General features: G+C 72.3%; 16 protein-coding genes. 4 read left to right on the forward strand and 12 right to left on the reverse strand.

Annotated elements, in window-relative coordinates:
• Positions 1–59 precede the first annotated feature (59 nt).
• Entirely contained in the window at positions 60–1,265 is a 1,206-nt protein-coding gene (locus tag OHT01_RS33880; RefSeq protein ID WP_328556912.1) for a sensor histidine kinase, read from the forward strand.
• Positions 1,266–1,392: 127 nt separating this feature from the next.
• On the opposite strand, the gene OHT01_RS33885 is transcribed toward OHT01_RS33880, so the two are convergent.
• The 7 genes from OHT01_RS33885 to OHT01_RS33915 form a co-directional block, all read right to left on the reverse strand.
• Positions 1,393–1,551 (reverse strand): hypothetical protein, encoded by a 159-nt coding sequence (locus tag OHT01_RS33885; RefSeq protein WP_328556913.1) that lies wholly within the window; start codon positions 1,549–1,551, stop codon positions 1,393–1,395.
• Positions 1,552–1,645: 94 nt separating this feature from the next.
• Positions 1,646–3,793, reverse strand: coding sequence for a protein kinase domain-containing protein (locus OHT01_RS33890; protein WP_328556914.1), 2,148 nt, complete (start codon positions 3,791–3,793; stop codon positions 1,646–1,648).
• Positions 3,793–5,652, reverse strand: a complete 1,860-nt coding sequence (locus tag OHT01_RS33895) for a PASTA domain-containing protein (RefSeq protein ID WP_328556915.1) — start codon at positions 5,650–5,652, stop codon at positions 3,793–3,795. Before OHT01_RS33895 ends, OHT01_RS33890 begins: the two co-directional genes overlap by 1 nt.
• A 228-nt stretch (positions 5,653–5,880) precedes the next feature.
• Positions 5,881–6,834 carry a cytochrome c oxidase assembly protein gene (locus tag OHT01_RS33900; protein WP_328556916.1) on the reverse strand — a complete coding sequence of 318 codons (954 nt, stop codon included), beginning with the start codon at positions 6,832–6,834 and terminating at the stop codon, positions 5,881–5,883.
• Between the two features lie 104 nt (positions 6,835–6,938).
• On the reverse strand, positions 6,939–7,964 hold the full coding sequence (locus OHT01_RS33905; protein WP_328556917.1) for a 6-phosphofructokinase: 1,026 nt from the start codon (positions 7,962–7,964) through the stop codon (positions 6,939–6,941).
• 269 nt (positions 7,965–8,233) lie between these two features.
• Positions 8,234–8,962 (reverse strand): type 1 glutamine amidotransferase, encoded by a 729-nt coding sequence (locus tag OHT01_RS33910; protein WP_328556918.1) that lies wholly within the window; start codon positions 8,960–8,962, stop codon positions 8,234–8,236.
• Positions 8,963–8,981: 19 nt separating this feature from the next.
• A complete protein-coding gene (locus OHT01_RS33915; protein WP_328556919.1) occupies positions 8,982–10,220 on the reverse strand; it encodes a MurT ligase domain-containing protein in 1,239 nt (412 codons plus the stop codon).
• Between the two features lie 154 nt (positions 10,221–10,374).
• Between OHT01_RS33915 and def the strand changes: the two genes are divergently transcribed.
• A complete protein-coding gene (gene def / locus OHT01_RS33920) occupies positions 10,375–10,914 on the forward strand; it encodes a peptide deformylase (protein WP_328556920.1) in 540 nt (179 codons plus the stop codon).
• A 73-nt stretch (positions 10,915–10,987) separates the two neighbouring features.
• Here def and OHT01_RS33925 read toward each other — a convergent pair whose 3' ends face one another.
• Positions 10,988–11,632, reverse strand: a complete 645-nt coding sequence (locus tag OHT01_RS33925; protein WP_328556921.1) for a TetR family transcriptional regulator — start codon at positions 11,630–11,632, stop codon at positions 10,988–10,990.
• Positions 11,633–11,801: 169 nt separating this feature from the next.
• Between OHT01_RS33925 and OHT01_RS33930 the strand changes: the two genes are divergently transcribed.
• Complete coding sequence (locus tag OHT01_RS33930; RefSeq protein ID WP_328556922.1) at positions 11,802–13,031, forward strand: acyl-CoA dehydrogenase family protein; 1,230 nt, start codon at positions 11,802–11,804, stop codon at positions 13,029–13,031.
• Between the two features lie 150 nt (positions 13,032–13,181).
• Positions 13,182–13,877: a transcriptional regulator gene (locus OHT01_RS33935; RefSeq protein ID WP_328556923.1), complete on the forward strand. Its 696-nt coding sequence runs from the start codon at positions 13,182–13,184 to the stop codon at positions 13,875–13,877.
• Between the two features lie 204 nt (positions 13,878–14,081).
• Here OHT01_RS33935 and OHT01_RS33940 read toward each other — a convergent pair whose 3' ends face one another.
• The 4 genes from OHT01_RS33940 to OHT01_RS33955 all read right to left on the reverse strand — a co-directional run bounded on the left by OHT01_RS33940 (position 14,082) and on the right by OHT01_RS33955 (position 17,858).
• Complete coding sequence (locus OHT01_RS33940; RefSeq protein WP_328556924.1) at positions 14,082–14,321, reverse strand: DUF6213 family protein; 240 nt, start codon at positions 14,319–14,321, stop codon at positions 14,082–14,084.
• Between the two features lie 25 nt (positions 14,322–14,346).
• On the reverse strand, positions 14,347–15,738 hold the full coding sequence (locus tag OHT01_RS33945) for an NADP-dependent succinic semialdehyde dehydrogenase (RefSeq protein ID WP_328556925.1): 1,392 nt from the start codon (positions 15,736–15,738) through the stop codon (positions 14,347–14,349).
• Positions 15,739–15,825: 87 nt separating this feature from the next.
• Complete coding sequence (locus OHT01_RS33950; protein WP_328556926.1) at positions 15,826–16,323, reverse strand: NUDIX domain-containing protein; 498 nt, start codon at positions 16,321–16,323, stop codon at positions 15,826–15,828.
• A complete protein-coding gene (locus OHT01_RS33955) occupies positions 16,320–17,858 on the reverse strand; it encodes an ATP-dependent DNA ligase (RefSeq protein ID WP_328556927.1) in 1,539 nt (512 codons plus the stop codon). The genes OHT01_RS33950 and OHT01_RS33955 overlap by 4 nt, the downstream gene beginning before the upstream one ends.
• Between the last annotated feature and the right edge of the window lie 291 nt (positions 17,859–18,149).

The raw sequence follows: 18,149 nt of genomic DNA on the forward strand, positions 1-18,149 counted from the left end.
GTTCGGTGGCCGCCGGGACGGCTGCGCGGGTGCGGTTCCGCGGGTGGGGTGGCGGGCCGGTGAGCGGGTTCATCGCCGGGCTGTGCGTCGCCGCACTCCCGTTGCTGGCGGCCGGGTTCTGGCTCGGCAGGCGCACCGCACGGCCCGAGAACCTCGGCGGGCTGGGCACCCCGGTCGAGCACGCCACCTTCCAGACCCTGCACACCGCCTCGCTGGCCGCGCCCCCGCTGCGCGCGGGGCTCACCGGGGAAACGGCCCGCCGCTCCGCCCGGCGGTTGCGCACCCTGCTCGGCACGGACGCGCTGTGCCTCACCGACCAGGAGACGGTCCTCGCCTGGGACGGCGTCGGCGCCCACCACCGCACCGAGGTCATGGAACGCCTCGGCGGCCCGCTGGAGACCGGCCGCGGCGAGGCCTTCCGGCTGACCTGCGAGGAGCCCGACTGCCCTCTGCGCTGGGCCGTCGTCGCACCGCTCACCGTCGACGACCGGGTGCACGGCGCGCTCGTCGCCTGCGCGCCCCGCGAGTCGGCCGTTCTCGTACGCGCCGCCGGTGAGGTCGCCCGCTGGGTCTCCGTCCAGTTGGAGTTGGCGGACCTCGACCAGTCCAGAACGCGGCTGATCGAAGCCGAGATCAAGGCACTTCGTGCCCAGATATCACCGCACTTCATCTTCAACTCGCTCGCCGTGATCGCCTCGTTCGTCCGCACCGACCCGGAGCGGGCCCGCGAACTCCTCCTGGAGTTCGCCGACTTCACCCGCTACTCGTTCCGCAGGCACGGTGACTTCACCACCCTCGCCGACGAACTGCACGCCATCGACCACTACTTGGCGCTCGTCCGGGCCCGATTCGGTGAGCGGCTGTCCGTCACCCTGCAGATCGCGCCCGAGGTACTGCCGGTCGCGCTGCCCTTCCTCTGCCTCCAGCCCCTCGTGGAGAACGCCGTCAAACACGGACTGGAGGGCAAGACCGACAAGAGCCACATCAGCATCACCGCGCAGGACGCGGGCGCCGAGGCGCTGGTCGTGATCGAGGACAACGGCGCCGGCATGGACCCCGAGCGGCTGCGCCGCATCCTGTCCGGAGAGGCCAGCCCCTCCGGAGGAATAGGACTCTCCAACGTCGACGAACGGCTGCGCCAGGTGTACGGCGACGATCACGGCCTCGTCATCGAGACCGCGGTGGGAGCGGGGATGAGGATCACCGCCCGGCTTCCCAAGTACCAGCCGGGCGTGCACTCCGCCGCCCGGCGCCCCCGCCAGTGACCGGAGCGACCGGCGCGAACCGATGGACCGGACGCGGGCCGACAGGCGCGGCGCGAGCCGGGAATGCCCGGACCGGGAAGACCCTGGGCCGGGCGACCGGAGCGACCGGGGTGCGTGCCGGGCGGGCTCAGGTGCTGTGCGAGGCCACCATCCCCAGCGTGATCAGACCGAGCACGACCCAGCCGAACCACAGCCAGCCGTTACTGCCGAGCGCCACCGTGTAGGCCGTCACCATGACGAGCCCGCCCACGGTCAGCACCCCCATCGTCTTCGTAGAACCGGGCATCGCAACACCCTCCTCCAGGCGGGTCCGCGACGCGGGCCGTGGCCTTCGGGGCCATTTTCACCCGGAGGGGGACGCTTCGCCAGAGCCGCGCGCACTACGTGGCCCCCTGCGCCGGGCGCTTCCCCTTCTCGATGAAGCAGACCACGAGGTAGTACGGCTGAGCCCACACACCCGCACTGCGCACCCCATGACTCCAGTGGGTGGAGGGGTCGTAGCCGTGCTGTTCCGGTGGCGCGTCGACCGCGCACTGGTCGTTCGCCTCCTCCAACGGGTCCGCGCCGGGCCGGTGGACTCGGAGACGGGTGATCTCGACGACCTTCCCCACGGGGTGCTTGTCGCACGCGACCAGCTCGAAGTGCGTGCTCACCCGGTGGTCGCCGCCCACATGGCCCAGGCAGTCGCCCCGCTGCATCTGGGTCGCGTCGGTGAAGGCCATCCCGTACGGACGGAGGTCCCCGAGCGGCCCGAACACCGGGCCGTACCGGCCCGCGAGCAGGCAGGCGACCGTGCCGCCCGTGGTGGCGAACCCGTCCCGGGTCGGCACGACGGCCATGCTCCTGACGTTCCAGGCGAGCCTGCGGGCGGTGTCCTCGGTCTTCTTCTCGCACCGGCGCGAGCCGTCACGGCGGGCCGCGTCGAACGAAGGCGCCTTGTACACCGTCATGACCTGCGCGTCGGGGCTCTGGTCGTGACAACTGGGGTCGAGCCTCAGCCGCGGCACGGTGGCGCTCCTCCACAGGGGCGGCTCACCGAGGACGCAGTCACCCCGGTGCAGCGGTTCGACGAGCCCGACCGTGTCGCCGTACGGCAGCCGGGTCGCCCGGTACGCCCCCGCGTACCAGATCAGACCGGCCGACAGGCCGAGCGCGAGCAGCACGGCGGCCACGGCTCGCGGGACGCGGGGCGGCTTTCGCCGTCGCCGTCCAGGGGGGCCGGGGACCGGGCCGGGCGGTCCTCCGTGCCAGGGCGGCCCGAAGCCCGGCCCGTGTTCCGGCCGAGGTCCGCCCGGCGCCGGAGGGCCGGGCTCGTGCCGCGGCGGCGGGGTGTACGCGCCGTGGGCATGGCCGGTGGGCTCGTAGGGGCCCGGCCCCCCGGGCGTCGCCGGGCGCGGTCCCGCGCCGGGAGCGGTGGGGGCGTCGGGGGCGGAAGAAGGGTGACCACCCGGGGCGGCGAGGCCCTGGTCGTGAGCCGGACCGTACCCGGTGGCACCCGCCGCGGGATACGGCTCCGGCCCGTCGGCCGCGGGATACGAACCGGGCAGGGACCGGCTCCGGTCACCGACAGGTTCGGAAACACCCGGCGATCCGTCGGGGGTGACGAACCCCGACCACGGTGGGCGGGAGCCCGGGTCGAGGCGGGTCGGCGGATGGGGCTGCGGTGTGAGGATCCGGGCCAGTGCCGACGCCGTGTCCTCGGGGGAGAGCCGCAGTGCGGGGTCCTTGACCAGCAGCGCCTCCACGACCGGCCGCAGGGCGCCCGCCCGCAGCGGTGGCGGGGCCTCCTCCAGGACCACGGCGGTGATCGCCGCGAGATCGGTGTCCCGGTCGAACGGCCCGTGCCCCTCCACCCCGAAGTACAGGGTGCAGCCCAGCGAGAACAGATCGGCCGCCGCGGTCGGCGGACCGCCCGTCGCCCGCTCGGGGGCCAGATAGCCGGCCGTGCCCACCAGGACCGAGGTCTGGGTCCAGCGGGTCTCCAGGGAGTCGGGCTGGACCGAGATCCCGTAGTCGGTGAGCAGGACGCGGGCTTCCGCGTTCCCGGCCCGGTCCGGGGCGAGCAGGATGTTGGCGGGCTTCACGTCCCGGTGCATGATGCCGCGTTCGTGCCCGGCCGTCAGGGCGTCGAGGACCGCGATGCCGATGCGGGCACAGGTGTCCGGGGCGAGCGGGCCGCGCCGGGCGAGCCGGTCGCGCAGGTCCTCCGCACCCGCCACGTACTCCATCACGATCCAGGGCAGGCCCTCGTGCTCCAGGACGTCGTGGACCGTCACGACGTGCGGGTGCCCTCGGAGCACGGCCGCGTGCCGGGCCTCGGCGCGGGCCCGTGCCGTCCGGGACGCGTGCTCCGCGCCGCTCTCGGGGGCATCGAGGAACCTGATCTCCTTGAGCGCCACCTCACAGTCGAGCCGTTGGTCGTGCGCGAGCCACACATGGCCCATCCCGCCCGACCCGACCCGGTCCACGAGCAGATACCGGCCGGCGATGATCCGGCCCACACCCGACTGCGACGACCCAGGCGCCATCAGGTCGTTCCCGCCGCGGGGGAGGACGGGCCGCCGGAGCCACCGGTGCCCCCGGACACGGCCGAGCCGGAGTCGCCGGTGGCGGTGTCACCGGCGCCGGTGCTGGTGTCGCCAGAGGCTCCGGCGGCGGTCCGGCCTGTGGTGGCCCCCGTGGTCGTGCCGGCCAGGGCACCGGTTGTGGTCCCGCCCGTGACGGCCCCGGTGGTGGTCCGGCCTGAGCCGGTGTCGCCTGTCGTGGTCTCGCCTGCGGCGGAGCCCGATGTGGCCCCGCCGGCGGTGTTCCGGCCTGTGTCGGTCCCGCCGGCCGCGGCACCCGCAGTGGTGCCGCCCGGGGTGTCTCCGGTGCCGGTCCGGCCCGCGGACGTGGCGCCTGTCGTGGTCTCGCCGGTCGCGCCTGCGCCCGTCGCCGCGCCTGTAGTGCTCGGCCCCGTGCCGGTCTCACCCGTGGTGGTCCCCGTGCCGGTTTCACCGGGGGTGGCTCCCGTGCCGGTCTGACCCGCGGTGGTCTCATCCGTGCCGGTCTCGCCGAGGGTGGCTCCCGTGCCGGTCTCACCCGTGGCGGCCCCCGTGCCGGTCGCACCCGCGGTGGTCTCACCGGGGGTGCCCCCCGTGCCGGGTCGGCCGGAGGCGGGACCCGTGCCCGTCTGACCCGCGGTGGTCTCGCCCGTGCCGGTCTCGCCGGGGGTGGTCCCCGTGGGTTGGCCGGAGGTAGCCCCCGTGCCGGTCTCGCCGGTGGCCGGGTCCGTGCCGGTGTCACCCGGTCCGGTGGAGGAACCGTCCGGGGCCGGTGTCAGCCCGCCGGTGTCCGGGGGAGTGTCCGAGCCCCCGTCGGCGCCCGGGTCGGACAAGAACAGCGTCACCGGCGTCCCCCACTCCAGGGAGCCGCCCTCGTCGGGCCGGGAGGAAGTGACCCGGGCGTCGTCCGGTGGCGGCGTGCCGCCGCCGTAGGCCAGGGCCAGCCCCGCCTTCGTCAGCCGCCCGCTCGCCTCGGCGAACGTCAGGCCCGTCACCCGCGGAACCGTCGTCCGCGCGTGCGGGTCGAAGGAGGTGTCGGCCTCGCCCTCCGTGCCCAGCGGGCGGCTGATCCCCCGGTCCGGGTTCTCGACGTCCACCAGCCGGAGCCGGCCGATGGGCGCCTTCCCCGGAGGCGGCTCGACGACGACGATCCGGTCCTGCCGATAGCCGGACCATTTCCTGTTTCCGTCCTTGAACCCCACCGAGGACTTTTCGAGGTTCGCCGCGGACGGCCGCAGCGGATTACCGCAGGAGCACTTCACCGCGGGCAGTCCGCGGCGGTCGACCAGAACGGCGATTCCGGCCTGGAGCAGAGCGTCGAAGGGGACGGCCCTGCCGTGTTTGTACGCGTGATTGGTCACGAGGGTGTCGTGACGCAGTACAACGGGTGTGAGCCGGTCGATATAACCGGAGATCCCGTCCGGCCGGATATTCAGAACGCGCGCCCATTCCCGCGCCCTGGCGGAGTTCTTGGGGTCGGTGAGGAATTTCTTGAGCTTCCCGACGACACAGGTACCGGGCCGCGCCGAGCCGCCGAAGTCGGGGCCGGGTGTGGCGGACCCGCCCGGTCCGGTCGTGCCACCGCCACCGCCGGGCCGTCCGGTGCCTGGGCTCCCGCCCCGCCCGCCGGTGCCCCGGCCTCCGCCCTGGCCCCCGTCGCCGTCGTCGCCACCGGGCTCACCGACGGGTGTGCCGCCGTACAGCCCCGGGCTGTTGCTGGCCTGCACCCCGCCGATCGGCCGTGCCCGCGCTGTGCCGCCGGCGTCCTTGCCGAGTGTGCCGTCCTCCTTGAAGAAGGGATCGGCCTGCGAAACCCCCGCGGCCACCGCACGGATGGCGAACAATTGATCGGATTTACCGCACCCGCTGATTACCAGAACGGAAACCAGCAGTAAAGCCGTCCGCCGTACCGCACATAACCCGGCCCTTTGCATGACTGCGCGAAATGTCATGACCGCTTCCCCCTCGCGGTTCCCCCCTGCGCTCCGCGAGCCGAAGACCGGGCACGGAGTTTCGCCTCCATGCTACTGAACGGAAATGCCTTTCACGCAAGGGTGAATGGCAGGGTTGATTCAGTGGCCGCGTGCGTTGAGTGAGGCCAGATAGGCGTTGTACGCCTCGAGTTCCTTGTCGCCGTCCCGGTCCGCGGCCCGGTCCTGGCGCTTGGCCTGCCGTTGCTCGGAGCTGTGCCACTGGAAGAGCAGCGCGAGCAGGACGAGGACGGAGGGGATCTCGCTGAACGCCCAGGCGATACCGCCCGCGGCGGTCTGGTCGGCCAGCGCGTCGATGCCGAGGGAGGCCGGCGGGTTCTTGTACGACTCGACCATCGGCTGCGAGGCCATCATCAGCGCGATGCCGAAGAACGCGTGGAACGGCATGCCCGCGAACAGCTCCAGCATCCGCATCAGGTAACCCGGGCGGTGCGGGCCGGGGTCCACGCCCATGATCGGCCAGAAGAACACCAGCCCGACGGCGAGGAAGTGGCACATCATCACGACGTGGCCCGTCCTGGAGCCCATCAGGAAGTCGAAGATCGGGGAGAAGTACAGGGCGTACAGGCTCGCGATGAACAGCGGGATGGTGAACGCCGGGTGGGTGATGATCCGCATGTACCGGCTGTGCAGGAACATCAGCAGCAGTTCGCGCGGCCCCTTGCTGCCCCGCTTCGCCGCCACCGGCAGCGCGCGCAGCGCCAGCGTGATCGGCGCCCCGAGCAGGATCAGGATCGGCGACAGCATGCTGATCACCATGTGCTGGACCATGTGTGCGCTGAACATGACCATGCCGTAGTCGTTCAGCCGGGAGCAGGTGACGAGCAGTACCGTCAGCACGCCGATGACGAAGGAGGCCGTACGCCCCCACGACCAGGCGTCGCCGCGCCGCGCGAGCCGCACGACACCCCAGCCGTACAGCCCGAGCCCGAGCAGGCAGGCGACGAGGAAGAACGGGTCCGCGGACCACATGAGCCCCCGCCCCAGCGTGAACGGCGGCAGATCCATGGTCATGCCGTGCCCGCTGTGATCCATCCGCCGGCTCCTGTTTCGTACTGGTTGTGCGCTGTCTGTCCGGACCAGACTAGAACTGCCCCCGGCCGCCGCTGCGACCGGGGGCAGTTCTCGTCAGGCGCGTCTCAGAGCACGCACTCCGCCTCGGCGTAGCGCTCGTCCGGAACCGTCTTCAGGGTCTCGACCGCCTCGGCGAGCGACACCATGACGATGTCGGTCCCGCGCAGCGCGGTCATCTTGCCGAACTCGCCCCGGTGCACGGCCTCCACGGCGTGCCATCCGAACCGGGTCGCGAGCACGCGGTCGTACGCCGTCGGCGTGCCGCCGCGCTGCACGTGCCCGAGGATGACCGGCCGGGCCTCCTTGCCGAGCCGTTCCTCCAGCTCGATGGAGAGCTGCCGGGCGATGCCCGCGAACCGCTCGTGGCCGTAGATGTCCTTGCCGCCCTCGTCGTACACCATCGAGCCCTCGCGGGGCTTCGCGCCCTCGGCGGCGACGACGATGGCGAACCGCTTGCCCGCCTCGAACCGCTCGCCGACCCGCGCGGCCAGCTCCTCGATGTCGAAGGGGCGCTCCGGGACGACGATGGCGTGGGCGCCGGCGGCCATGCCGGAGTGCAGCGCGATCCAGCCGGTGTGGCGGCCCATGACCTCCACGATCAGCACACGCTGGTGGGACTCGGCGGTGGTCTTCAGCCGGTCGAGGGCCTCGGTCGCGACGCCCACGGCCGTGTCGAAGCCGAAGGTGACGTCCGTGACCGCGATGTCGTTGTCGATGGTCTTCGGCACGCCGACGATGGGCAGGCCGCCGTCCGACAGCAGGCGGGCCGCCTTCAGCGTGCCCTCGCCGCCGATCGGGATGATCGCGTCGAGCCCGAGGTCCGCGACATGTCCCTTGGCCCGTTCCACGCCGTCACGCAGATGCGCGGGCTGGACCCGGGAGGAGCCGAGCATGGTGCCGCCGCGAGCCAGGATTCCGCTCACCGCGTCGAGGTCGAGCTTGAGGTAGTCGCACTCCAGGAGGCCCTTCCAGCCGTCCCGGAAGCCGATGACCTCGTCGCCGTGGTCGACGACGGCGCGGTGTACGACCGACCGGATGACGGCGTTCAGGCCGGGGCAGTCGCCGCCGGACGTGAGGACACCAATGCGCATAGCCCGAAATACCTTCTCAACGTGGTCCGGGGACCGGACCACGTTGTCCGGCAAGGATTCCTGCCACCCTACCGGCGGGAGGGGGCCCGGCCGCACTGTGCGTCCGCCTGCTGGACGCACCCGCTCACCTGTGCGGATGCGGTTTCAGACGGGCCCCGGAGGGGGTGCGACGGACCGTCCGCCGCAGCGGAAGGGTTCCTCCCGGGGAACGCGAAGAGGAACCGTTCCTCCTTGAGGAACGGTTCCTCTGGCCCGACGGCGGGTCGGCCCTACGCGGGCTGCTGGGCGGACGCGATGCGCTCGGAGCGCAGCGCCTCGTACCAGCGGTCGTCGATCGGCGGCAGCGCGTTGACGTCGAGGGCCAGCTTCAGGAGCAGGTCCGCGATCTGCGGATTGCGGGCGAGGACGGGCCCGTGCATGTACGTACCGAACACGGTGTCGTTGTACGCGCCCTCCGTGCCGTCGCCCGTCCCGTTGCCCTTGCCGAGCCGCACGTTCGCGAACGGGCGGGCGGTGGGCCCGAGGTGGGTGACGCCCTGGTGGTTCTCGAAGCCGGTCAGCGGGGGCAGACCGAGCCGCGGGTCGATGTCGCCGAGGACGTCGCCGACGCACCGCTCGCCCTCGCCGCGCACCGAGACCACGTCGAGCAGGCCGAGGCCCGGCTCGCGCTGGCCGAGGTCGTTGATGAACTCGTGCCCGAGGATCTGGTAGCCGGCGCAGACGGAGAACACGATCGCGCCGTTGCCGACCGCCCGGTCCAGACCGCCGTCGCGGCGCAGCCGCTCCGCCGCGAGCCGCTGCGGCCGGTCCTCGCCGCCCCCGATCAGGTAGATGTCACCGGAGGTGGGGATCGGCTGGTCGCTGCGCACGTCGACACGGGCCACGTCGAGGCCGCGCTGACGGGCCCGGCGCTCCACGACCAGGGCGTTGCCCTGGTCGCCGTAGGTGCTCAGCAGGTCTGGATAGATCCACACCAGACGCAGGCTGTTGTCACTCATTCTCTTCGTCCTCCGTGGCTCAGTTGCCGACACGACGCCTCAAGTCCTGGAATGCGGTGTAGTTCGCGATGACCTCGATGCGTCCGGGCGGTGCCTGCTGCACGGCCTGGTCGAGGGTCTCGCAGACCTGGAACTGCTGGTTGGCGACTTCGAGGCGTACGGCGAGGTCCAGCTTGCGGTCGCCGAGGACGAAGATCGGGTGCCCGGTCAGGCGGGTGTAGTCGACGTCCCACAGCCAGGACGTGTCGGTGCCGTCGGCGCCGCGCGCGTTCACCGACAGGATGACCGGGGTCGGCGGCGGGTCGATCAGGGAGAAGGTCTCCAGCCAGCCCGCGGGGTTCTTGGCGAGCAGCAGACGCAGGTCGCGCTGCATGAACTGCACCACGTCGTAGCGTCCGGCCACCGCCTGCACCTGGTACATGCGCTCCAGGGCGACCTGCGGCGGCACCCCGAAGACGGCGGCCACGGCGGCCGACGAGGCGGCGTTCGCCTTGTTGGCGCGGCCCGGCAGCTGGAGGTGGATCGGCCACGCGGATCCGTGCGGGTCGAGAACGTGGTCCCCGGACAGGGCCCAGGTCGGGTTCGGACGGCGGAAGCCGCAGTCGCCGCAGAACCAGTCGTCGCCGGGGCGCTGCATCACCCCGCCGCAGGACGGGCAGGACCAGGCGTCGTCCTTCCACATCTGACCGGCCGCCACCCACATGACGTTCGGCGAGGAGGACGCGGCCCAGACCACCAGCGGGTCGTCCGCGTTGGCGACCACGACGGCCTTGGAACCGGCCAGCCCCTCACGCCAGTGCTCGGCCATCATGCGGGTCTCGGCGGCCCGGTCGAGCTGGTCGCGCGAGAGGTTCAGCAGCGCGATGCACTTCGGGTCGGTGTCACGTGCCACACCGGCGAGGTACTTCTCGTCGACCTCGATGACCGCGAACTTGGCGTCCGAACCCCCGGCCAGCGCCGAGGTGATACCCGCCGGCATATTGGCGCCGAGCGCGTTGGACACGACCGGGCCCGCGGCGCCCAGCGCCTCCGCGATCAGCCGCGTGGTCGTGGTCTTGCCGTTGGTCGCCGACACCAGGATCACGTCCAGGTGTGTGGCCAGCCTCGCCAGCAGGTCGGGGTCGAGCTTGAGCGCCACCCGGCCACCGATCACCGATCCGCTGCCGCGTCCGGCGGCTCGCGAGACGGCAGCCGCCGCCTTGCCCGCCGTCACAGCCAGCTTGGCCCGCGGCGACAGCGGGTCCGAGTTGCCTGACATCGTTTCTCGATCCTCCTTGCGTACGCGCCGCGCCTCTGCCCCCGGCACCGTGTGGGCCTCAGCCTATCGAGATCCACTCACGTGCCCGAATCGCGGCACCACCTAGGTGCCGGCGCGGCATGCGCGCGCCTACCAGGACCGTACCCTTGCCGCCATGCGACACGGATCCATCCCGGGCACCCACGGGCGCGTCCGGCCCCTCACCCTGCTCGGCGACCCCGTGCTGCGCGGGGCCTGCGAGGACGTCACCGACTTCGGCCCCCAACTCGCCCAGCTCGTCGAGGACATGTTCGCGACGATGTACGCGGCCGAGGGCGTCGGCCTCGCCGCGAACCAGATCGGCGTCGGACTCAGGGTCTTCGTGTACGACTGCCCGGACGACGACGATGTCCGCCATGTCGGGCATGTGGTGAATCCGCGTCTCGTCGAGGCGGACGGCGTGGTCCTGCGCGGACCTGAGGGCTGCCTCTCGCTGCCCGGTCTGGAGGCCGGCACCGAGCGGTACGACCACGCGGTCGTCGAGGGGCGCACGGTCACCGGTGAGGCGGTCACCGTGCACGGCACCGGCTGGTTCGCCCGGTGCCTCCAGCACGAGTGCGACCACCTCGACGGCGGGGTCTACGCGGACCGGCTCACGGGCTGGCGCCGGAAGCGGCTGCTGCGCCAGGTGGCGCGGGCTTCCTGGAGCGGCTGACAGGGCCCGGTGCCGTCGGCCGTGTCCGGCCGGTGGCACCGCGCCCCTGACGGGGTGTCCGCGTGAGTCCGGGTCAGAAACCCGGTCCGCCGACGCGGTCGCCCGCGGCCGCGAGGCGGCCCCACAGCAGGTCGGCCAGGCTTCGTACCAACTCGGCGCGCGTGCACGGCCGTTCGCCGAGCCACCAGTCCCCGGCGGCGTGCATCATGCCGACGATCCCGTGGCCCCAGACCCGGGCCAGTTGCTGGCTGCCCGGCCCGAGGTCCACCCGCTCCTCGATGACCTCGGCCAGTTCCTCGCCCATGCGGCGCAGCACCGGGGCGGAGTACTTGCCCACGTCGAAGCCGGGATCGCCGGGCTGGCCGCCCTCGGCCGGATGCATCAGGAAACGGTAGACCTGCGGCCGGGCCTCGATGGCGGCCAAGTACGTATCGAGCGTCGCCTCGACGCGCTCACGCCGTTCGGCCGGGGCGTCCAGGGCCGCCCGCAGCGCTTCGAGGAGGGCGTCGGTGTGCCGCTTGGCGAGCGCGGCGTAGAGGCCGCCCTTGTCGCCGAAGTGGCGGTACAGAATGGGCTTCGTGATGCCGGCCTCGGCGGCGATGGCGTTCATGGAGGCCCCGGGGCCGTCGCGGAGCACCACTCTGTCGGCGGCTTCCAGCAGTTCGCGCCGGCGGCGGTCGGCGGACCTCTGCTGATCGGTCCGCTGTGTGGTGTCCATGTGCTCTCCCCACCCGTGGTGATTCGGTGACGCCTGCGCAAACTAACACTGATCGTCGTATGGGTATCGAACGGGCTGCCGAGCCGGGCCCGGGAGTTGACTTTTCCTACTAGCCGGTAACAGACTCCAGTTACCGCAAGTAACAGTTTAGTGCAGCGCTGGAGGGGACATGGCCGAGTTCACCATGGAGCTCAACGACGAACAGAAGGAGGTCCGGGACTGGCTGCACGGCTTCGCCGCCGATGTCATCCGCCCCGCGGCCGCCGAATGGGACGAGCGCGAAGAGACTCCCTGGCCGGTCATCCAGGAAGCCGCGAAGGTCGGCATCTACTCCCTGGACTTCTACGCCCAGCAGTACTTCGACCCCACCGGTCTCGGCATACCGATGGCCATGGAGGAACTGTTCTGGGGCGACGCGGGCATCGCCCTCTCCATCGTCGGAACCGGCCTCGCCGCCGTGGGTGTCCTCGCCAACGGCACCGAGGCACAGATCGGCACCTGGATCCCCCAGATGTACGGCGATGCCAACGATGTCAAGGTCGCCGCCTTCTGCTCCTCCGAGCCCGACGCCGGCTCCGACGTGGCCTCGATGCGCACGCGCGCCGTCTACGACGAGGCCAAGGACGAGTGGGTCCTGAACGGCACGAAGACCTGGGCGACCAACGGCGGCATCGCCAACGTCCACGTCGTCGTCGCGGTCGTCGACGCCGAACTCGGCTCCAAGGGGCACGCCTCCTTCATCGTGCCGCCGAACACCCCGGGCCTGTCCCAGGGCCAGAAGTTCAAGAAGCACGGCATCCGCGCCTCGCACACCGCCGAGGTCGTCCTGGAGAACGTCCGTGTCCCCGGCTCCTGCCTGCTCGGCGGCAAGGAGAAGCTCGACGAGCGCCTCGCCCGTGCCCGCGAGCGCGCGAAGGCGGGTGGCGGCGAGCGCGTGAAGAACGCCGCGATGGCCACCTTCGAGGCGTCCCGGCCGGCCGTCGGCGCCATGGCGGTGGGCACCGCGCGGGCCGCGTACGAGGTCGCCCTCGACTACGCCAAGACGCGCGAGCAGTTCGGCCGCCCGATCATCGACAACCAGGGTGTCGCCTTCCAGCTCGCCGACATGCGCACCTCGATCGACGCGGCCCGACTGCTGGTCTGGCGGGCGTCCTGGATGGCGGTCAACGGCAAGCAGTTCACCGCGGCCGAGGGCTCGATGTCGAAGCTGTTCGCCAGCGAGACGGCGAAGAAGGTCACCGGCCAGGCGATCCAGATCCTGGGCGGCAACGGCTACACCCGCGAGTACCCGGTGGAGCGGATGCACCGCGACGCTGCCATCTACACGATCTTCGAGGGGACCAGCGAGATCCAGCGGCTGGTGATCGCCCGCACCCTGTCCGGGATGCCGATCCGCTGAGCCCTCCGCGCGGGCCGGGGGCCGGTCACGGCCCCCGTCGCCCACCGGACCTGCGACATCGCGTCGGGCCGCGCGGAACCGGGACGCCGGGGCCGGGCATGGCACCCTGGTCGAAGGGGCTCGGAGTCTGCCGGACCGAAGGAGCGCGTGATGACGCGGACGGCCAGGGAAGTGCTGGAGGGCGTCACCGGGAAACTCGCCCCTGACCCCCATGCCAACCGGCTGCTGCCCGTGATCGCCCGGGGCGCGGCCCAGCGCACCACACTCGCGGCCCTGGCCCTCGAACAGCGCCATGTGATCGCCGCGGACCACCGCGCGTTCCTTCATCTGGCCGAACGCTCGGCGGCGGTTACGGAGACGTCGGCGGCCGAGCCGGCGAGCGCCGCTTTCTTCGAGATGCTCGCGGAGGGTGAGGCGCTGGCCGGGGAACGGCTCGCCGCCTTCGCCGACGCGGTGGGCGCCGACGAGGTGCTCGCGGCGTCGTACGAACCGCTCGCCGACTGCCAGGCCTATCCCGCGTACGTCGCCTGGCTCGCCCTGAACGGGGAGCCGACCGACGTGGTCCTCGCGATCGGCGCGAACTTCGCCGCGTGGGGCGGCTACTGCGAGACGATCGCCGAGGCGCTGCGCCACCACTACGGCTTCGACGACGAGGCCTGCGGCTTCTTCGACCTCTTCGCCGCGCCCGCCCCCGAGCTGGAGAGCCGGGCGCTGGCCGCGGTGCAGGACGGACTCGACGCCGGACGGGTCTCGCACGACGACGTCCACCGTCAAGGGCGGCTGCTCCAGGCCTACGAGACGAAGTTCTGGCACGCCCTGTGGGAGCTGGACCAGCGCGTCGTCTGAGGCCGGGAGCGGGGCCCCGGGCGGGACCGGCCGGGCCGGAAGGGCCCCGCGCCCACCCGGTGCCGGGCACGCGCCGAGAGCCCGGCAGGCGCCGTGAGCCGGGCGGGGACCCGTGACTCCGTCAGGGACCCGGCGCCCGGCATTGCCCCCGCGCCGGGCGCGGCCCGGTGCGCAGAGGCCCGTGTCCGGCCGGGTGCCGTCGCTTCAGCGACCGTTCGTGCCGCTGCTGTGCGCGATGCAGGCCACGTCGATCCGGTCGGCCAGCTTGGCCAGTTCGATCGTGAGCGCGGCCACCGTGTCCTCGTCGAGGCCGTCCTGGCCGGCCTCCACCAGATGCAGCCATCGGCCGCCCAGCGTGCGCAGCAGCTTGCTGACGTCGGCGGCGGCCACCTGCAACGTGCCGCGGTCGTCGACGATCAGGGGGAGGGTCACTTCGCGGTTCACAGGGGCGATCGTAACTGCGGAACGCTCACGCTCCGTGCCATACGGTGGTGATGTTGCAGAACTCGCGGATTCCGTGTCCCGAGAGTTCACGTCCGTAACCCGACCGCTTCTCCCCTCCGAACGGGAACGCGGGGTGCGAGGCCGTCATTCCGTTGAAGAACACGCCCCCCGCCTCCAGATCACGGACGAACCGGTCCACCTCGGCCTCGTCGCGCGTCCATACGTTCGAACTCAGCCCGAACGGGGTGTCGTTGGCGAGGGCCACCGCCTCGTCGAGGCCGGCGGCCCGGTAGAGCGTGGCGACCGGGCCGAAGGTCTCCTCCTGGTGCACGCGCATGGCGGGTGTGATGTCGGTGAGCACGGTCGGCGCGTAGTACCAGCCGCTCCCGAAACCGCCGGGGCGTTCGCCACCGCACAGCACCGTCGCGCCGTTCTCCACGGCGTCGTCGACCAGTTCCTCCAGGTCGGCGCGGCCCTGCTCGGTGGAGAGCGGTCCGATCTCGGTGTCCTCGTCGAGCGGGTCGCCGACCTTCAAGGCCCGCATGCCCACCGCGAACCGCTCCGCGAAGGCGTCGAACACGTCGGTGTGCACGATGAACCGCTTCGCCGCGATGCACGACTGCCCGTTGTTCTGCGCCCGCGCCGTCACGGCGATCCGCGCCGCGCGCTCGATGTCGGCAGACGGCATCACCACGTACGGGTCGCTGCCGCCCAGCTCCAGCACCGTCTTCTTCACCTCGTCCCCGGCGACCGAGGCGACCGCCCGGCCGGCCGGTTCACTGCCGGTGAGGGTGGCCGCCTTGACGCGCGGGTCGCGCAGGATGCCCTCGACGGCCGCCGAGCCGACCAGCAGCGTCTGGAAACAGCCCTCGGGGAAGCCCGCCCGGCGGAACAGGTCCTCCAGGTACAGGGCGGTCTGCGGCACGTTCGAGGCGTGCTTGAGCAGGCCCACGTTGCCCGCCATCAGCGCGGGCGCGGCGAACCGCACCACCTGCCAGAGCGGGAAGTTCCACGGCATCACCGCGAGCACGGGACCGAGCGGCCGGTAGCGCGCGATGACGCGCGAGGCACCCGAGTCCTTGGCGTCGGCCACGTCGGCCACCTCGTCGGCGAGCAGCTCCTCGGCGTGCTCGGCGTACCAGCGCATGGCCTTCGCGCACTTGGTGGCCTCCGCGCGGGCCTGCTTGACGGGCTTGCCCATCTCGGTGGTCATCACCCGGCCGATGTCCTGGACGTCCTCGTCCAGAAGTTCGGCCGCGCGGTGCAGCAGCCGTGCCCGTTCGGCGAACGAGGTGGTGCGATAGGTGCGGAACGTGGCCTCGGCGGTGGCGAGCCTGCGCTCGATCTCCTCGGCGCCGAGGGCGTCGTACGTCTTGAGCGTCTCGCCGTTCGCCGGGTTCACCGTCGCGATGGGCATGGCCGACCTCCTGGAAGCGGACTGTTCTCCGACCCTCCCGCGCGCTGCCGTGCGGCGCAACGCGGAGGCCCCCGGGGTGAGCCGGCGCTACTGGCCGAACGCCGACTCTCCGGCCGAGTGCTCAGCCAGGCGGTCGAGAAACACGGTCTGCGCCTTGACTAGCAGAGTCCGGGCCCGCTCCGGGGCCATCCACTCCACCCGGTCCAGTTCGGGGAACTCCTGCCGCTGTCCCGACCTCGGCGGCCATTCCATCGTGAACGTGCCGGGAACCATGGCCGCCGGATCGAGCTCCGCCTCGATCGCCCAGGCCGTGACGACCTTGCCGTTCGTCTGCGTGACCTCACCGAGTGCGACCGCCTCCCCGTCCGGCGGTGGCAGGCCGAGCTCCTCGCGGAACTCGCGGCGGGCCGCGTCCCAGGCCGTCTCGTCGGGCCCGTACTCGCCCTTGGGAAGGGTCCAGGCCCCGGCGTCCCGCCGAGCGTAGAACGGGCCGCCCATATGGCCGATCAATACCTCCAGACCGTTGCCGGTGTGCCGGAACAACAGCAGTCCCGCGCTCCGCTTTCCGTGCTGTCCTTCGCTCATCGCGTCACCTCCGGGTGGGCGGCCAGCAGGGCGTCGACGGTGTCGGCCTCGGCCGGCGCCTTGTCCTCGCGATAGCGCACGACCCGTGCGAAGCGAAGGGTGACGCCGGCCGGGTAGCGGGTCGACCTCTGCAGACCGTCGTAGGCGATCTCGACGACGAGTTCGGGCCGTACGGTCACCACGTGACCGTCGTCCTCGACGGCGAGCTCCCGGAGCCGCTCGGTCTGCCAGGTGAGCATCGCGTCGGTCATGCCCTTGAACGTCTTGCCGAGCATGGCGAAGGACCCGTCGGAGGCGCGGGCGCCCAGATGCAGATTGGAGAGCTTGCCGGTTCGGCGCCCGTGACCCCATTCGGCCGCGAGGACCACCAGGTCGAGTGTGTGCACGGGTTTGACCTTGAGCCAGGCGGCACCGCGCCGGCCGGCGCTGTAGGGGGCGTCGAGGGCCTTCACCACGACGCCCTCGTGCCCCCGGGCCAGGGCGTCGGCGAGGAACGCCTCGGCCTCGCCCGCGTCCTCGGGCCCCGCCACCAGGGTCCGTCGCACCCGCATCGGCTCGGGCACCAGCCGCGCCAGCTCCTCGTGCCGCTCGGCGGACGGCAGGTCCAGCAGCTCCCGCCCGTCGACGGAGAGGGCGTCGAAGAAGACGGGGGAGACGGGCACCGTCCGCGCCGCCGCGGCCACGTCCACACGGGACCCCACCCGGCCGGCCGTCTCCTGGAAGGAACGCGGCCGCCCCTGTTCGTCCAGCGCGATCACCTCACCGTCCAGGATGAACCGCTCGCCCGGCAACTCCCGTGCGGCAGCGGTGAGTTCCGGCAGCCGGTCGGTGATGTCGTCGAGCGTGCGGGTGTACACGCGGACGTCCTCGCCGTCCCGGTGCAACTGGACCCGGATGCCGTCGAGCTTCTCCTCGACCGCGCAGGCGCCGAGCTTGCCGACCGCCTCGGACACGGAGGCGGCGGTGTGCGCCAGCATCGGCAGCACCGGGCGGCCGACGGTGAGCCGGAAGCCCGCCAGGGCCCCCGGGCCGTCCGCCAGGAGGGCCCGTGCCACCGCCTGCAGCGAGCCGGCCAGCATCACCGCCCGCCGTACGTCCCCCGCGGGCGCCCCGGTCGCCTCGGCGAGACCCTCGACCGCGACGGCGTCCAGCGCGCCCTGGCGCACCTCACCGGTGAGCAGCCCGAACAGGAAACGCTGTTCGTCCTCGGTGGCCGCCCCCATCAACTCGCCCACCAGGCGCGCCCGTTCCGCTTGCGAGCCGGTTCCGGAGACCTTGCCGAGCGCGGTGAGCCGGGCGTCCACCTCGCGCACGGTCAAGGTGGGTTCGGCGGCGGGGGCGACCCGTTCGCCCAGCACCTTCCAGCCGATGCCGAGCCGGCCCTGGGGCAGCCGGCCGGCGAGATACGGGATCACGACCGGCACGTCGTCCGCGTCCGCGTCGCGGAACAGCTCCGCGAGCAGAGCGGTCTTCCGGGACCGCGCCGAGGTGGCGGCGACCTCCTGGGACACCTGGGCGAGCCGGCTCAGCAGCATGCAGCCATGGTGCAACGCGGACGCCGGGTTCACACCCGTACGGGCCGAAGGACCGGCTCGGCGCGCCCGTCGGCACCGGTGGCCCGGCCGTCGGCACGACCGTCACCGCGGGCGCGGTCGTACGGCTGCCGTGGCGGCCCGGGGGCGCGGGCGTCGTCCGGCGGCCAGTCGTTCGGGGCTCGCCCGAGGCCGGCCACGGAACGACTGGCCGCCGCCTGGCGGCGAAGCCGTGCCATCGGGCTGAGGGGGGTCGGCCGTGCCCCGGGGCAGCCGCGTCCTGGCGCGCGGTGG

Origin of the sequence: Streptomyces sp. NBC_00358, from assembly GCF_036099295.1 — a bacterium.
In the GTDB taxonomy this organism is placed as follows: domain Bacteria; phylum Actinomycetota; class Actinomycetes; order Streptomycetales; family Streptomycetaceae; genus Streptomyces.

Bases quoted from the DNA above. Each gene is read 5' to 3' on its own strand.
- OHT01_RS33885 (WP_328556913.1), bottom strand. From the start codon at position 1,551: ATGCCCGGTTCTACGAAGACGATGGGGGTGCTGACCGTGGGCGGGCTC.
- OHT01_RS33890 (WP_328556914.1), bottom strand. From the start codon at position 3,793: ATGGCGCCTGGGTCGTCGCAGTCGGGTGTGGGCCGGATCATCGCCGGC.
- OHT01_RS33900 (WP_328556916.1), bottom strand. From the start codon at position 6,834: ATGGATCACAGCGGGCACGGCATGACCATGGATCTGCCGCCGTTCACG.
- OHT01_RS33905 (WP_328556917.1), bottom strand. From the start codon at position 7,964: ATGCGCATTGGTGTCCTCACGTCCGGCGGCGACTGCCCCGGCCTGAAC.
- OHT01_RS33910 (WP_328556918.1), bottom strand. From the start codon at position 8,962: ATGAGTGACAACAGCCTGCGTCTGGTGTGGATCTATCCAGACCTGCTG.
- OHT01_RS33915 (WP_328556919.1), bottom strand. From the start codon at position 10,220: ATGTCAGGCAACTCGGACCCGCTGTCGCCGCGGGCCAAGCTGGCTGTG.
- def (WP_328556920.1), top strand. From the start codon at position 10,375: ATGCGACACGGATCCATCCCGGGCACCCACGGGCGCGTCCGGCCCCTC.
- OHT01_RS33925 (WP_328556921.1), bottom strand. From the start codon at position 11,632: ATGGACACCACACAGCGGACCGATCAGCAGAGGTCCGCCGACCGCCGC.
- OHT01_RS33930 (WP_328556922.1), top strand. From the start codon at position 11,802: ATGGCCGAGTTCACCATGGAGCTCAACGACGAACAGAAGGAGGTCCGG.
- OHT01_RS33935 (WP_328556923.1), top strand. From the start codon at position 13,182: ATGACGCGGACGGCCAGGGAAGTGCTGGAGGGCGTCACCGGGAAACTC.
- OHT01_RS33945 (WP_328556925.1), bottom strand. From the start codon at position 15,738: ATGCCCATCGCGACGGTGAACCCGGCGAACGGCGAGACGCTCAAGACG.
- OHT01_RS33950 (WP_328556926.1), bottom strand. From the start codon at position 16,323: ATGAGCGAAGGACAGCACGGAAAGCGGAGCGCGGGACTGCTGTTGTTC.
- OHT01_RS33955 (WP_328556927.1), bottom strand. From the start codon at position 17,858: ATGCTGCTGAGCCGGCTCGCCCAGGTGTCCCAGGAGGTCGCCGCCACC.